Origin of the sequence: Microbacterium sp. SORGH_AS_0505 (assembly GCF_030818715.1) — a bacterium.
Classification (GTDB): domain Bacteria; phylum Actinomycetota; class Actinomycetes; order Actinomycetales; family Microbacteriaceae; genus Microbacterium.
This window is the reverse complement of the sequence record NZ_JAUTAT010000001.1, coordinates 1,070,487-1,084,691: the sequence shown is the minus strand read 5'-3', so window position 1 is coordinate 1,084,691 and position 14,205 is coordinate 1,070,487. Positions and strand designations below refer to the sequence as shown.

Sequence of the window (14,205 nt, the reverse complement as noted above, 5' to 3'; positions counted from 1 at the left end):
CCTCAGACGGGGCGAATGTTCTCCGCCTGCAGGCCCTTGGGGCCCTGGGCGATGTCGAACTCGACTCGCTGGTTCTCTTCCAGCGAGCGGTAGCCCGAAGATTCGATGGCTGAGTAGTGGGCGAAGACGTCGGCGCCGCCTTCATCGGGAGCGATGAACCCGAAGCCCTTTTCCGAGTTGAACCACTTGACGGTACCGCTGACGCTCATGAACTGCCTTACTGATTGATGCCGGCGACACGTCCGCCGGTCCTTCCCCAACCTAGCCCTCACAACCTGTACAGTCACCCCCTCCGTAGGAAGGTGACACAAACGTTGCCCGCCAGACACCCATGGAGGGACGAAATGAGGGACGGATGACACCTCTCAATACCCCCGGGGGTATTCTGGTGACCATGCGCACCATCATCATCGGTGGAGTCGCCGCAGGCATGTCCGCGGCGACCCGCCTGCGTCGACTCGACGAGGACCGTGAGATCGTCGTCTTCGAGCGAGGCCACCACGTGTCCTTCGCGAACTGCGGGCTCCCCTATTACGTCGGCGGCGTGATCGAGGACCGCTCCTCGCTGCTGCTGCAGACGCCGGCATCCCTCGCCTCCCGCTTCGCGCTGCAGGTCCACGTCCGCCACGAGGTCGTCGCGATCGACACGGCTGCGAAGACCGTGAAGGTCCGCGACCTCGAGACCGGCGACGAGCGGATCGAGCCCTTCGACGATCTCGTCCTCGGCATGGGCGCGACGACGGGCCATCCCATCCCGGGTGAGGGGATGCCGGTCATTACCCTCCGGAGCGTCGAGGACGTCGACGCGATCACCGCCGTCCTCGCCGAGGCCGCCTCGCCGCGAGCCGTCGTTGCGGGAGGCGGGTTCATCGGGATCGAGGCGGTCGAGAACCTCGTCGCCCGCGGCGCACGGGTGACCCTCGTTCAGCGGGGCCATCAGGTACTGAGCCCCCTCGACCCCGAGATGGTCTCTCCCGTCCACCGGGCACTCAGCGATGGCGGAGTGGATCTGCGCACCGGCGTGACCGTGTCGGGAATCGGTGCCCGCGTCGCCACCCTCTCCGACGGGACCGAGGTGCCCGCAGACCTGGTCGTCGACGCTCGCGGCGTGCGTCCCGACGTGCACATCGCGAGGGCCGCGGGGATCGCGCTCGGTCCGACGGGCGGCATCGCCGTCGACGACCGGCACCGCACGAACGTGCCCGATGTGTGGGCCGTCGGCGACGCCGTCGAGAAGACCGATCACCTGGACGGCACCGCGACCCTCGTCACCATGGCCGGGCTCGCGAACCGGCACGGTCGCGCGGTGGCCGACGACATCGCCGGTGCGGCGACCGTCGCCGCGACCCCTGCTCTGGGGACGACGATCGTCGGAGTCCTCGGCCTCACGGTCGGTCTCGTCGGCTGGAGCGAACGCCGACTCGTCGCGGCGGGCCGGCCGCACCGCATCGTGCACACGCACCCCTTCTCTCATGCGACCTACTACCCGGGCGCCGAGCAGATGGCCATGAAGCTGTTGATCGATCCCGACACCGACCTGATCCTCGGCGCGCAGCTCGTGGGGCGGTCAGGCGTCGACAAGCGGCTCGACGTCCTGGCCGTCGCGATGACGGCAGGGCTCACGGCATCCGCTCTCACTCAGTTGGAACTCGCCTACGCGCCGCAATACGGTTCGGCGAAGGACGCGATCAACATGGCGGGGTACGTGGCCGAGAACCTGGCGACCGGTGCCGACCGTACGATCCAGTGGCATGAGGTGGATGCCGCCCGCGCAGCCGGCGCCGTGGTCGTCGATGTGCGCACGACGGGCGAGCACGAGGCGGGATCGATCCCCGGGTCGATCCTGATCCCCCTCGACGAGCTTCGCGAGCGTCACGGCGAGCTCCCCGATGCGCCGCTCATCGTCCAATGCAAGGTGGGCCAGCGGGGCCACACGGCCAGCCGCATCCTGCAGCAGCTCGGTCACGACGTCCGCAACCTCGACGGCGGGTGGCTGACGTGGACCGACGGAGCCGAGACCGCCGGCCGCAGCTGAGCCGGCTGGACGAGAGCCCCGACAACGGAGAGCTCACGGGCAACCGCCCGAGGGATGTCAGCGAGTCCGACGAACGAGAGCGGAGACCACGGCGACGGCGGTCCCTGCGACGATGCCGACGAGCGTCTCCCCCAAACGATCGCTCAGCAGGACTCCGGCGGTGGTCGGTGCCGCGAGCTGCACCATCAGGAGCGCCAGCGGCGTGATGAACACCATCGCGATCGCATAGTTGCGGCCGACGAACAGTTCGGCGGCCGCTTGGAGGGCGACGGCGATCAGGATCACGCCGAGCGGCGGCACCCCCAGGGCGAGGATGGCTGCGGCCACCACCACTCCGAGACCCGTTCCGATGAGACGCTGCAGGCCGCGGATGATGCGCGCCTTCACGTGCGGCCCGCTGACCGCCGCGACGGCACCGACCATCGCCCAGTACCAGTGCGAGTCGAGCAAGAGGAGCCCGGCGATTCCACCGAGGAGCGTCGCGACCGCGACCGTGATGGCCATCTCCGCGGCCACGGCACCGACGGCAATGCGGTTCTTCGTCCGTGTCAGGCGCGGGATGCTCCGGGCCGAAACGGCCTCGTAGACGAACGTGATGACGATCGAGAAGACCACCGCCGCGAGGCCGACGGCGAGGACGTCCATCAGTCGGGTGACATCAGCGGGGACGGATGCCGTGGCTCCCGCGGCGAACACGATGAAGAGGGCGCCCGGCGGGTGCCATTGCGCCGAGTAGGCGAGCAGCGTGACGAGCGAGGCGACGGCCGACACCACGACGATCGCCCACGGCGCCGCCAGGCCGGCGACCGACGTCGCCGTGCCGATGAGCATCGCGGTGAGGAGGACGGCGCCGGCGGCCGCCTGCATCCTGACCCGATCGCCGATCCGGTCGGTGCGCCCGTAGAGCGACGCGAACGCTCCGAAACTCGCGTAGATGCTGAGATCGAGCCGGCCCATCGTCCAGAGGAAGAGGAGCGGGACACCCACGCTGATCGCCGCGCGGATCGCGACCGTGTGATCGCCGTCGTACGGTGCGACGCGGATGACCCCGGTCCAGATCCGGCCACGCGATGCACTCACCTGACGAGCCTACGCGCGGGGGGCTGACGCTCCAGGGGCCCGCGTAGGAGCGAACCCCGGGAGACTCCTCAGTGCACGGGGCCCCGGGCCTCCGACTCGCCGACCGGCTTCCGCACGAAGGCGGCGAGCACAACGGCCACCGAGGCGACCGCCGCGCCGACGAAGAAGGCGGTGTGCACGCCGGACGCAACAGCGCCGATCGCATCGGCCCCGGATGCCGCCGCGGCAGCGCCACCGACCGACATGAGCGTGATGAACAGAGCCGTGCCGGCCGCACCGGCGACCTGCTGCAGCGTGCTGACCGTCGCGCTGCCGTGCGAATACAGCCGCTGCGGAAGAGACCCCAGCGCCGACGTGAGCAACGGCGTGAAGACGAAGCCGAGCCCGAGGTTCAGAGCCATGTGCACCGCGATGATCCAGGCGACCGACGTGCCTTCACCGAAAGTCGTCATGCCCCACAGGGCCGCCGCCGCGACGACCATGCCCGGAAGGACCAGCGGCCGCGGTCCGAAGCGGTCGAAGAGCGATCCGACGACGGGAGCGATGATGCCCATCAGCACACCGCCGGGAAGGAGCATGAGTCCGACGGTCAGGGTGTCGAGCGCGAGGACCTGCTGCAGGTAGATGGGAAGCAGGATCAGCGACCCGAACAGCGCCGACATGACCACGATCACGAGGACGACGGCGAGGCTGAACGAGCGCGACCGGAAGGTCCGCAGGTCGAGAAGAGCGGCATCCGTCCGCTGCAGCACCAGCTGACGGACGACGAAAGCGATGAGGGATGCCGCGCCCACGACGAGCGGGATCCACACGGGAACCGGGGCGTGGCCCGACGCCGACTCGCCGATGGAACTGAGGCCGAAGATGAGACCGCCGAAGCCCAGGGCCGACAGGACGACGGAGAGGATGTCGAAACGCGCGTCCCTCGTCTCGGTCACATTGCGCACCCAGAGCGCGCCGAGGGCGATGGCGACGAGCGCGATCGGCAGGACCAGCCAGAACATCCAGCGCCAGTCCAGCGCCGAGAGGATGAGCCCCGAGACCGTGGGGCCGATCGCCGGCGCGACCGCGATCACGATGCTGATGACCCCCATCATCCGCCCGCGGTGTGTCGCCGGCACGACGTTCAGCACCGTGGTGAACAGCAACGGCATCATGATCGCGGTACCCGACGCCTGGACGATGCGGCCGACCAGCAGCATCCCGAATCCCGGCGCCAGAGCCGCGATGAGCGTGCCGATCGCGAACAGCGTCATCGCGGTGAAGAACACCTGGCGCACGGTGAAGCGCGCGAGAAGCGTTCCGGTCAGGGGGATGACGACGGCCATCGTGAGGAGGAAGCCCGTCGTCAGCCACTGCGCGGTGGCCGCCGTGATGTCGAGGTCGACCATCAGGCTCGGCAACGCGACGCCCATGATCGTCTCGTTGAGGATGACGACGAAGGCTGCGACCACGAGGAGCGCGATGACCGGTCCGGTCTTCGCGGGGGGAGCGGCGACCGTCGGGGCGGACGCCGTGTCGGGTCGGGAGTCACTGAGTGTCATGGGTTGCCTTCGATGTCGCGCGATGGGGATCGTGTCGATGATATATGACAGTGACTGCCACATTGGCGGTCAGCGCATATTTGACGATCAGTGCAACAATGAGGTCATGAACGGGTATTCCCCTACCGACGGGCCCGCCACGAAGCGGCCCGCCGAGGGACTGCGCGAGCGGCGTCGCCGCGAGACCCAGCGCGAATTGTCGGATGCCGCGATCGAGCTGTTCGAGAAGCACGGCGTGACCGGTACCACCGTCGATGAGATCGCCGAGCTCGCCGGCACATCGCCCCGCACCTTCTTCCGCTACTTCCCGACGAAGGAGGCGGCCGTCCTGCAGCCGACGGAGGACTCCGAGTCGATGCTGAAGGCGGTGAGCGCCGCCGTGGTGAGCGGAGACCCGCTGTTGCGCGCTCTCGAGAACACCTGGCTGGCGCAGATCGCCTGGTTCGACTCCCGTCCCGAAGAGCATGACCGTGCCCTCCGGGTCAGGCGGCTCGTCGGTCAGGAGCCGACGCTTCTCGCCCTCGCGCTGCGCACCGAGGCAGACCAGGTGGACGCTCTGACGGCGACCGCGACGGATGCCGCGGGGGCGGATTCCGACGCCCTCACCGCCCGCGCCGCGATCGGGATCGTCTTCCTCATCGTCCGGCTCGCCTTCGACGAGTGGGCCCGTCGCGCCGAGATCGGAACCTCAGCGAGCGTGCGGGAGATCTACCTCGAGATTCGACGCAGCACCGCGGCGATGAGCGATCAATTGGGCGACTCGGTTTCGACGTAGACGTCGAGGTTCTTCGCTACCTCGGAGAGCGACACCTCGAACGAATCGACAGACGCCCAGCTCTGAAGGGCCGAGGGACACGCCTCGTCGGACAGGAGAACGGTTCGCGTCCCCGCTTTGAGCGCGAGCAGTCCACAGCCGTGAGCTGCCGCGCTGTCCGATCCCTGCCCGAAAGAAGCAGAGCCATGTCCTCCGAAGAACACCCCGTAGGTCGTGTAACCGTCCGATGTCTCGGCCGAGTAGACCGCCGCATTGGTGTCGCGCAGCCGGGGGGGTGTCACCTTCGTCGAGGTCTGACTCCGTCAGGTCGTTTCCGAACACTGCTGCGACTTGCGGAGGTGACAAGGTGCGGCCTGGCTCGAGACCCGCGAAGGTGTCCCTCGCCTGCTTCAGCACGAAGCCCATCTCAGCCTCCACGCTGTCTTCCGCCTCTTCGGTCACCTGTCGATGAAGTTGGGACGCGACACACCCCGTGAGGACGAGGGTCACGACGGCCACCATCGACAGTGCGGGCAGAATTCCCACCCGTACAGATGTCCGGGTCATGCCGGTTCCTCCCTTTCCATCGGCGGACGACGGGGCATCACGCATCGGCCCCAGACGCATCGGCTGATGTGAGTGTGCGCGCGAGGGCTCGCACCTCGGATTCAGGCAGCAAGCCTGAGTAGAAGGCCAGCCCTTCCCGAACCGCGCTCAATGTCGTCTGGATCTGGCCCGCGCGATTGTCAAGCGCATGGTGGGTGCCGTAGAGGGTCGATGCCGGCTTGGCGCGGAACTCCGCACCCTGAATAGCCCCCAGCATCTCTTTCGAGTTCTTCCAGAACTCAACGCCGTCCCGTGTACCGACGATGTGGACGTAGCCCGCCTTCACAGGCTTGCCCACGAGGCGGCTGAAAGAATCCACGTCGTCAGCGCGCAACACGGTAGGCGCAGCCACCGCAGCGTCACGACGCGCGCGGCGGAGGGCTCGCGTGTGCAATGACAGGCGTACGCCCACGAAGAGGACGATGGCCAGCACGGCTGCTATCCCGGGCAGAATTCCCAGGAGTATCGCGTCTAGAGCAGACCCGCCCATCCGCTCCACCCCGGACCCGGTGATCAGGAAGCGAGCCAGGATCGCCAGGAGGCAGATCGCGAAGGTTGAGGCGAGAAATACTCCTAGCCGCTTGCCGGATTGCTCTGTTCTCATTGGTCGCTCGCCGTTCCAGCAGGTGGATGCCTCAGGTAGCTTGCCACTCCCGCTGGTGCGAGACCTACACCGCCCGCGCCGCGAAGAAAGGTGCCCCACCAACGACGAAACCGGTCGGGGTTCTCACCACCGACCGGCTTCGTGTCGCACTGTCTGTGCGCGAGGGGGGAGTTGAACCCCCACGCCCTTTCGGGCACTGGCACCTGAAGCCAGCGCGTCTGCCTATTCCGCCACTCGCGCGAACCCGTGTCGCCACGGGATCAACTTTCCGAGGATATCATGGCGCGAGCCCGCCGGAGAAACGGCCGCAGCTGTGTTCCCCAGACCCTGCCAGGGTCGACAACTAGCATGTGAGCACCGGTCCAGACTGCCTGAGGAGCCCCGTGGGACTACTTGACAGCTTCGAGAAGGGAATCGAGCGCGCCGTGAACGGCGCGTTCGCGAAGACCTTCCGCAGCGGTGTGCAGCCTGTCGAGATCGCCTCCGCACTGCGTGCCGAACTCGATGCGAAGGCCGCCGTCGTCTCGCGCGACCGCATCCTCGTTCCGAACACTCTCGTCGTCCGGCTCGCTCCGGCAGACCACGAGCGCATGGGCGCGCTGGGCCGCGCGCTCCACGACGAGCTCGTTCAGCTCGTCGAAGGCCATGCCAAGGCGCAGCAGTACAGCTTCGCCGGTCCGGTCTCGCTCTCGATCAACCCCGACGAGTCCCTCACGACCGGCACCGTCCGGGTCGACTCGCACTCGGCCGGCGCCGAGGACGTGTCGTGGCACGGTGTCGTCGAGATCGACGGCCAGCAGCACCGCCTCACCGCGAGCCGCACCGTCATCGGGCGCGGGACGGATGCCGACATCACGATCTCCGACGCCGGCACCAGCCGCCGGCACGTCGAGATCCTGTGGGACGGCCGCCGCGCCATGGTTCGCGACCTAGGTTCGACCAACGGCACACAGCTCAACGGTGTGAAGGTCTCGGAGGCGGCCCTCGAGCCGGACTCGGTCGTCACGATCGGGCGCACGCGCATCACGTTCCGCGTCATCGCGCAGGCATCCCGCCGCATCCCCCCGCGGCCGCAGGATCCGGCGACGCGCATGTTCGACATCGGAGGCCAGGCATGAGCGAACTGACACTCCTGCTGCTGCAGATCGGGTTCCTGATCCTGCTGTGGTTCTTCGTCTTCGCGGTGGTCTACTCGCTCCGCGCCGACCTCTTCGGGGTCAAGGTGCGGAAGATGCCCGAGCCGGTCGCCGCCGCGCCCGGACCCGTGGCGACCGCTCCGGCGAACGCCGAGACCTCGATCGTCTCGCCGATCGCGAACCGGCCGGCTGCCCCGAGCGGTCCGCAGAAGGCCACGAAGAACACGGCCTCGCGCATCGTGATCACCAGCGGACCGAAGGCCGGGCTCGAACTGCCGCTCGGCGACGAACCCCTCACGATCGGTCGCTCCAGCGAATCGGGCCTCGTCATCCGCGACGACTACACCTCGAGCCACCACGCGCGGCTCGTGCTGTGGGGCGAGCAGTGGATGGTGCAGGACCTCGACTCCACGAACGGCACCTGGCACGACGGCGAGCGCGTCGCCTCTCCCGTCCCCGTGATCGTCGGCGCCCCCATCAAGGTCGGCGCCACGACGTTCGAGCTGCGGAAGTAGCGGCCCGCACCGATGGTCTTCGAGGGGTCGAGCGCCGCCATCTCCCATACCGGGAAGGTCCGCTCCAACAACCAGGACTCGGGCTTCTCGGGCTCGAACCTGTTCGTGGTCGCGGACGGCATGGGCGGCCACGCCGGCGGCGACATCGCGTCGAGCATCGCCGTTCACCACCTGGAAGGCCTCGACCACGGGTTCCCGACCCCGGCCGAGGCGGAGCGGGAGCTCCGTGAGGCGATCGTGGATGCCGCGCACGTCCTCGTCGACACCGTCGCCGAACGTCCCGAGCTCGCCGGCATGGGAACGACGGTCAGCGCCGTCCTGATGGTCGACGACTACGCCGTCATCGCCCACATCGGCGACTCGCGCGTCTACCTGTTCCGCGATGGGGCCTTCACCCAGATCACGACGGACCACACCTTCGTCCAGCGGCTCGTCGACTCGGGTCGGATCACACCCGAAGAGGCCCGCTACCACCCGCGCCGTTCTGTCCTCATGCGCGTGCTCGGCGACATGGGCACCGACCCCGAGGTCGACGCATTCATCATGCAGACCCAGCCGGGCGACCGCTGGCTGATCTGCTCCGACGGTCTGTGCGGCGTCGTGGACGATGCGCAGACGGCGAAGGTGCTGCGCCAGGATCTCGCTCCCGGCCGCACCGCTGACATGCTCCTGAAGCTGGCGCTGGATGCCGGGGCCCCCGACAACGTCACGATCGTCCTCGTCGACGTGGGGGGCCGGCATCCTATGTACAGCGGGACGGCGACCGTCGTCGGCTCCGCGGCCACACCCAAGGGCATCGAGATCCCCGTCGCCCGGCCGGCGCGCACGGGCTGGTTCCAGACCGGACGCCAGGCGGCGAACGAGCCGAGCCACTTCGAACCGGCAGCCGAGTACCTCGAGGAGCTCATCGAGGAGGACCGTCGCCGGGGACGCCGCCGGCGCGTCTGGTGGTTCGTCGGGTTCATCGCGATCGTGGCGGTCATCGCGGCGGGCGTGTTCGCCGGATACGCCTGGACGCAGACCCGCTACTTCATCGGCGCCGACGACGACAGCGTCGTGATCTATCGCGGCATCCAACAGGACATCGGTCCGATCTCGCTGTCGACGCCGTTCGAGGACACCGACATCCTCCTCGCCGACCTCCCCGCCTATCAGCGGCAGTCGGTGGAACAGACCATCTCCGCCCGATCGCTCGCCGACGCGCAGGCGATCGTCGACAACCTCCGCCAGGGGACCCCATGACAGCCTCGGTAGAGACCGACACGACGGTCATCAAGGCACTGCGCAAACTGCGGATGCCGGCGACGCAGCGCAACCGCGAGCTCGGACTCCTCGCGTTCGCGGTCGTCGTGACGACGGTCGCGGTCATGCTCGTCCAGCTGGGCACCCGCGGCGAGATCGACCCGACGTTCCTCTCGTACTGCGGCGGGCTCGCCGGTCTGGCGCTCGCTCTCCACATCGTGACCCGCATCTGGGCACGGGACGCGGATCCGTTCGTCCTGCCCATCGCGACCCTGCTGACCGGTCTCGGCGTCGCGATGATCTACCGGCTCGACATCGCCGAGGGGCGTCTCGGCTGGGGTTCGCTGGGCTTCCGCCAGCTGGTGTGGGCCGCCATCGCGATCGCGGGGGCGATCCTCATCGTGGTCTTCCTCCGCAACTACCGCGTCCTCTTCCGCTACACGTACGTGTTCGGGCTGACGGGCATCCTGCTGCTCCTCCTGCCGTTCGTGCCGGGTCTCGGCATCAAGGCCGGCGCAGATGTCTGGGTGTCCATCGGCGGCGTCTTCTCGTTCCAGCCCGGTGAGCTCGCGAAGATCTGCCTCGCGGTCTTCTTCGCGGGGTATCTCGTCCGCACCCGCGAAGCGCTCAGCTCGGTCGGCACGAAATTCCTCGGCATCACGTGGCCGAAGGCCCGTCAGCTCGGCCCGCTGCTGATCGTCTGGGGTGTCTCGCTCGGGATCATCGTCCTGCAGCGCGACCTGGGTACCGGCATCCTCATCTTCGGCATGTTCATCGCGATGCTCTACGTCGCGACGGGCAAGGCCAGCTGGGCGATCCTCGGAGTCCTGATGGCCGCCGCCGGCGCTCTCGTCGCCTCGCGAGTCCTGCCCTACGTCGGACTGCGCTTCTCGAACTGGCTCGACGCGTTCAACCCGGACTACATCAACGGCAGCAGCTTCCAGCTCGTGTCGGGGATCTTCGGTCTCGCCCACGGCGGGCTGATCGGCACCGGCTGGGGTCTGGGGCGCCCCGACCTGACGCCGCTGGCGCACAACGACTACATCCTGCCGAGCCTCGGCGAAGAGCTGGGTCTGGTCGGTGTGTTCGCGATCCTCGCGCTCTACATGGTGTTCGTCAGCCGCGGCATCCGCATCGGCATCGCCGGTCAGGACGATTTCGGCAAGCTCCTCGCGACGGGCCTGTCGTTCACTCTGGCCCTGCAGGTGTTCATCATGGTCGGCGGCGTGACCCGCGTCATCCCGCTCACCGGTCTCACGATGCCGTTCCTCGCGGCGGGCGGATCGTCGCTCATCGCGAACTTCCTCATCATCGCGATCCTGCTTCGCATCTCCGACGCGGTTCGCTCCAGGCCCCGGGTGGTGATCGGATGACCAAGCAACTACGCCGACTGAGCGTCGTCGTGCTCCTCATGTTCCTCAGCCTCTTCGCGGCGACGAGCGTCATCCAGGTCGCTCTCGCCGGGCAGCTGAACGAGAACCCCAACAACCGCCGCACCCTGTACGACTCGTACGAGGTGCAGCGCGGGACGATCTTCGCCGGCGGTACCGCGATCGCCTCGTCGAACCCGAGCGACGACGTCTACAGCTGGATCCGCACGTACCCGGATGCCGAGATGTGGGCGCCCGTGACCGGGTTCATCAACCCCGTCCTCCGTTCCTCGACCGGTCTCGAGTACGCGATGAACGCGGCCCTCGCCGGAACGGGCAGCCGCCAGTTCCTCACCCGCTTCGACCAGATCGTAAGCGGACAGCCGCCGCGCGGGTCGAACGTGCTCCTCTCGCTCGACCCGAAGATCCAGAAGGTCGCCTACGACGCGCTCGACGGCCTCGAGGGAGCCGTCGTCGCGATGGAACCCGACACCGGCCGCATCCTGGCCATGGCCACGAGCCCCAGCTTCGACACGAACCTGCTCGCGTCGCACAACAGCTCCGCCGTCAACGCGGCCGACCAGAAGCTCGAGGCCGACCCGCTGCGACCGCTGACGAACCGCGTGACCCGCGAGACCGAGCCTCCCGGATCGACGTTCAAGCTCGTCGTCGCGTCGGCGGCGCTGTCGTCGGGCAAGTACACGCCCGATTCGGAGTTCGACAACCCAGCGACCTTCACGCTCCCCGGAACGAGCAACATCCTGCACAACTTCGACCGCGGCACCTGCGGCCCCGGCGAGAAGACGACCCTGGCGACGGCGCTGCGGCTGAGCTGCAACATCCCGATGGCCGAGCTCGCGCTCGAACTCGGCACCGACGCGATCCGCGAAGAAGCACAGAAGTTCGGCTTCAACTCGGCCTTCGAGATCCCGCTGAACGTCGCCGCCTCCAGTTACCCCGAGGGCTTCGACGCGCCGCAGACGGCGCTGAGCGGCATCGGCCAGACCGACGTCCGCGCGACCCCGCTGCAGATGGCGATGGTCGCGGCCGGCATCGCCAACGACGGCGTCGTCATGAACCCTCGCATGGTGGACCGCGTCGTCGCCCCCGACCTGACGGTGCAGGACGAACCGGCGAACACCGAGTTCGGTCGCGCCGTGAGCCCGGAAGTGGCGAAGACCATGACCGAGCTGATGACCGCCAATGTCCAAAACGGCGCGGCGTCGGGTGCGAGAATAGACGGCGTCGACGTCGCCGGGAAGACCGGAACGGCGGAGCACAATCCGGGGGACCCGTACACGCTGTGGTTCACCGGGTTCGCGCCCGCTGAAGACCCGAAGGTGGTCGTCACGGTGATGGTGGAGAACGGTGGTGGGCTCGGCCAGAACGGCACGAGCAACGGGATCGCGGCCCCGATCGCGAAGAAAGTGATTGAGGCGGTGCTGAGCGAATGAGACCGACGCAAGGTGTGAGCTTCGGCGGACGGTACGAACTGGACTCCCGGATCGCCATCGGCGGCATGGGCGAGGTCTGGGAAGCCACCGACCACGTCATCGGGCGTACCGTCGCGATCAAGATCCTCAAAGACGAGTACATGGGCGACCCCGGCTTCCTCGAGCGCTTCCGCGCCGAAGCTCGGCACGCCGCTCTCGTCAACCACGAGGGCATCGCCAGCGTCTTCGACTACGGCGAGGAGAACGGCTCCGCCTTCCTCGTGATGGAGCTCGTCCCGGGCGAGGCTCTGTCGACGATCCTCGAGCGTGAAGGCGCCCTGTCGACCGACAAGACGCTCGACATCGTCGCTCAGACCGCCTCGGCCCTCCAGGCGGCGCACGCCGCAGGCCTGGTCCACCGAGACATCAAGCCCGGCAACCTGCTGATCACCCCCGACGGCCGCGTCAAGATCACCGACTTCGGCATCGCCCGTATCGCCGACCAGGTGCCGCTGACGGCGACCGGTCAGGTCATGGGTACGGTTCAGTACCTCTCGCCCGAGCAGGCGTCAGGGCACGCGGCATCCCCCGCGACCGACATCTACTCCCTCGGCATCGTCGCGTACGAGCTGCTGGCGGGACGCCGTCCGTTCACGGGCGAGTCGCAGGTCGCGATCGCGATGGCGCAGATCAACGACACCCCGCCGCCGCTCCCCGACACCGTGTCGGAGCCCGTGCAGCGCTTCGTGATGAGCATGATCGCGAAGAAGCCCGACGAGCGTCCCGCGTCGACCTCCGCCGTCGCGCGCGCCGCGGGAGCCCTGCGCCGCGGTGACGTCGCGGGTGCTGCGGCGATCGTCCCGGCCATCGCGGGTGCCGCCTCGACGGACGCCTTCACCCAGCTGCTGACCTCCAACACGGGTTCGGATGCCACGACCCGCCTGCTGCCGTCTGCGGGTGCCGCCGCGGCCGGAGCGGGCGTCGGAACCGGCACGGCTGCACTCGCGACGGAGCAGGCCGCGTCGGAGCAGAAGCCCAAGAAGAAGCGCAGTCCCTGGACGTGGCCTCTCGTGGCCCTCATCGCGCTGCTCGCGGTCGTGCTCATCGGCACGCTCATCGCGCTCTTCGGGCCGAAGGACGACACAGCGGATCCTGGGCCGTCCAGCCCGCCGCCGAGCTCGTCCTCCCCGCCGGCATCGTCGCCTCCTCCCTCGTCGCCGCCGCCCCCCACGACCGCGGCGCCCAACCCCGCCTCGCTCGGACTCGAGGGCAAGTCGTGCGACGAGGCGACGCGCATCCTGAACGACAACGGATTCAACAACGTCCAGTGCGAAGACGGCGACCCCGCCCCCACCGACGGCCAGGTCGGTCAGGTGTACCGCGTGAACCCGACGGGCAACGTCAACACCGCGGACCAGATCACGCTGCTGCGCTACACCGACGCGGCGCAGATGGAGACGCCCGCGGCGCCGAGCATTCAGGGCGGCAACGCAGACGGCACGGTCACCGCCGGTTCCACGGTCCGCATCATGTGGGACAGCTACACCTGCCCCGCCGGCGCTCCGCAGGCGACGAGCTACACGATGACGGTCTCGGGCGGAGTGTTCAACACGAACGGCGAATCGACGGCGAGCTTCGCGATCGGGGATCGGCCGCAGGAGGTCGTCGTCGACGACAACGGCAGCCAGGCCCTGTCTGTCACGTACACGGTGACCTGCAACGGCGACAACACCGAGCGCGTCTCGGGAGACTCGGCGGAGGCCGCGGCATCCATCGTCCCGGCGCCGGAAGAGACCCCGCCGCCGGCCGACGGTGGGTCCGACGAGGGCCAGGGCTGATCGCGACGGCGTTCAGCAGGCTTTCGAACGCGGTCGGATAGGCTGTCC

At 68.3% G+C, this 14,205-nt stretch carries 12 protein-coding genes and 1 tRNA gene; 8 read left to right on the top strand and 5 right to left on the bottom strand.

Features of this window, described 5'->3' with window-relative positions; genetic code table 11:
* Positions 1 to 2: 2 nt before the first annotated feature.
* Positions 3 to 209: a cold-shock protein gene (locus QE428_RS05435; protein ID WP_018187833.1), complete on the bottom strand. Its 207-nt coding sequence runs from the start codon at positions 207 to 209 to the stop codon at positions 3 to 5.
* Between the two features lie 185 nt (positions 210 to 394).
* On the opposite strand from QE428_RS05435, the gene QE428_RS05430 reads away from it, so the two are divergent.
* Positions 395 to 2,035: an FAD-dependent oxidoreductase gene (locus tag QE428_RS05430; protein WP_307466644.1), complete on the top strand. Its 1,641-nt coding sequence runs from the start codon at positions 395 to 397 to the stop codon at positions 2,033 to 2,035.
* 57 nt (positions 2,036 to 2,092) lie between these two features.
* On the opposite strand, the gene QE428_RS05425 is transcribed toward QE428_RS05430, so the two are convergent.
* Both QE428_RS05425 and QE428_RS05420 read right to left on the bottom strand, forming a co-directional pair.
* Positions 2,093 to 3,115 carry an FUSC family protein gene (locus QE428_RS05425; protein WP_307466641.1) on the bottom strand — a complete coding sequence of 341 codons (1,023 nt, stop codon included), beginning with the start codon at positions 3,113 to 3,115 and terminating at the stop codon, positions 2,093 to 2,095.
* Positions 3,116 to 3,183: 68 nt separating this feature from the next.
* On the bottom strand, positions 3,184 to 4,659 hold the full coding sequence (locus tag QE428_RS05420; RefSeq protein ID WP_307466639.1) for a DHA2 family efflux MFS transporter permease subunit: 1,476 nt from the start codon (positions 4,657 to 4,659) through the stop codon (positions 3,184 to 3,186).
* Positions 4,660 to 4,765: 106 nt separating this feature from the next.
* Here QE428_RS05420 and QE428_RS05415 point away from each other — a divergent pair, with 106 nt between their 5' ends.
* Positions 4,766 to 5,434 (top strand): TetR family transcriptional regulator, encoded by a 669-nt coding sequence (locus tag QE428_RS05415; protein ID WP_307466637.1) that lies wholly within the window; start codon positions 4,766 to 4,768, stop codon positions 5,432 to 5,434.
* A 583-nt stretch (positions 5,435 to 6,017) separates the two neighbouring features.
* Here QE428_RS05415 and QE428_RS05410 read toward each other — a convergent pair.
* Positions 6,018 to 6,623, bottom strand: a complete 606-nt coding sequence (locus tag QE428_RS05410) for a hypothetical protein (protein ID WP_307466634.1) — start codon at positions 6,621 to 6,623, stop codon at positions 6,018 to 6,020.
* 156 nt (positions 6,624 to 6,779) lie between these two features.
* Positions 6,780 to 6,863 (bottom strand) — tRNA-Leu (locus QE428_RS05405).
* Between the two features lie 143 nt (positions 6,864 to 7,006).
* On the opposite strand from QE428_RS05405, the gene QE428_RS05400 reads away from it, so the two are divergent.
* From QE428_RS05400 to QE428_RS05375, 6 genes are read left to right on the top strand one after another with little or no spacing between them, the layout of a single operon-like run.
* Positions 7,007 to 7,741 (top strand): DUF3662 and FHA domain-containing protein, encoded by a 735-nt coding sequence (locus QE428_RS05400; RefSeq protein ID WP_307466631.1) that lies wholly within the window; start codon positions 7,007 to 7,009, stop codon positions 7,739 to 7,741.
* Positions 7,738 to 8,274 (top strand): FHA domain-containing protein, encoded by a 537-nt coding sequence (locus QE428_RS05395; RefSeq protein ID WP_091358104.1) that lies wholly within the window; start codon positions 7,738 to 7,740, stop codon positions 8,272 to 8,274. Before QE428_RS05400 ends, QE428_RS05395 begins: the two co-directional genes overlap by 4 nt.
* A gap of 12 nt (positions 8,275 to 8,286) precedes the next feature.
* Positions 8,287 to 9,516 carry a PP2C family serine/threonine-protein phosphatase gene (locus QE428_RS05390; RefSeq protein WP_091358101.1) on the top strand — a complete coding sequence of 410 codons (1,230 nt, stop codon included), beginning with the start codon at positions 8,287 to 8,289 and terminating at the stop codon, positions 9,514 to 9,516.
* A complete protein-coding gene (locus QE428_RS05385) occupies positions 9,513 to 10,889 on the top strand; it encodes an FtsW/RodA/SpoVE family cell cycle protein (RefSeq protein ID WP_133398913.1) in 1,377 nt (458 codons plus the stop codon). Before QE428_RS05390 ends, QE428_RS05385 begins: the two co-directional genes overlap by 4 nt.
* Entirely contained in the window at positions 10,886 to 12,340 is a 1,455-nt protein-coding gene (locus QE428_RS05380) for a penicillin-binding protein 2 (RefSeq protein WP_091358096.1), read from the top strand. Before QE428_RS05385 ends, QE428_RS05380 begins: the two co-directional genes overlap by 4 nt.
* Positions 12,337 to 14,157 (top strand): protein kinase, encoded by a 1,821-nt coding sequence (locus tag QE428_RS05375; RefSeq protein ID WP_307466621.1) that lies wholly within the window; start codon positions 12,337 to 12,339, stop codon positions 14,155 to 14,157. Before QE428_RS05380 ends, QE428_RS05375 begins: the two co-directional genes overlap by 4 nt.
* Positions 14,158 to 14,205 lie beyond the last annotated feature (48 nt).

What these genes read in the sequence shown, in the direction of transcription:
- QE428_RS05385 (WP_133398913.1), top strand. Translation starts at nt 9,513, where the DNA reads ATGACAGCCTCGGTAGAGACCGACACGACGGTCATCAAGGCACTGCGC.
- QE428_RS05430 (WP_307466644.1), top strand. Translation starts at nt 395, where the DNA reads ATGCGCACCATCATCATCGGTGGAGTCGCCGCAGGCATGTCCGCGGCG.
- QE428_RS05380 (WP_091358096.1), top strand. Translation starts at nt 10,886, where the DNA reads ATGACCAAGCAACTACGCCGACTGAGCGTCGTCGTGCTCCTCATGTTC.
- QE428_RS05420 (WP_307466639.1), bottom strand. Translation starts at nt 4,659, where the DNA reads ATGACACTCAGTGACTCCCGACCCGACACGGCGTCCGCCCCGACGGTC.
- QE428_RS05410 (WP_307466634.1), bottom strand. Translation starts at nt 6,623, where the DNA reads ATGAGAACAGAGCAATCCGGCAAGCGGCTAGGAGTATTTCTCGCCTCA.
- QE428_RS05435 (WP_018187833.1), bottom strand. Translation starts at nt 209, where the DNA reads ATGAGCGTCAGCGGTACCGTCAAGTGGTTCAACTCGGAAAAGGGCTTC.
- QE428_RS05375 (WP_307466621.1), top strand. Translation starts at nt 12,337, where the DNA reads ATGAGACCGACGCAAGGTGTGAGCTTCGGCGGACGGTACGAACTGGAC.
- QE428_RS05415 (WP_307466637.1), top strand. Translation starts at nt 4,766, where the DNA reads ATGAACGGGTATTCCCCTACCGACGGGCCCGCCACGAAGCGGCCCGCC.
- QE428_RS05390 (WP_091358101.1), top strand. Translation starts at nt 8,287, where the DNA reads ATGGTCTTCGAGGGGTCGAGCGCCGCCATCTCCCATACCGGGAAGGTC.
- QE428_RS05395 (WP_091358104.1), top strand. Translation starts at nt 7,738, where the DNA reads ATGAGCGAACTGACACTCCTGCTGCTGCAGATCGGGTTCCTGATCCTG.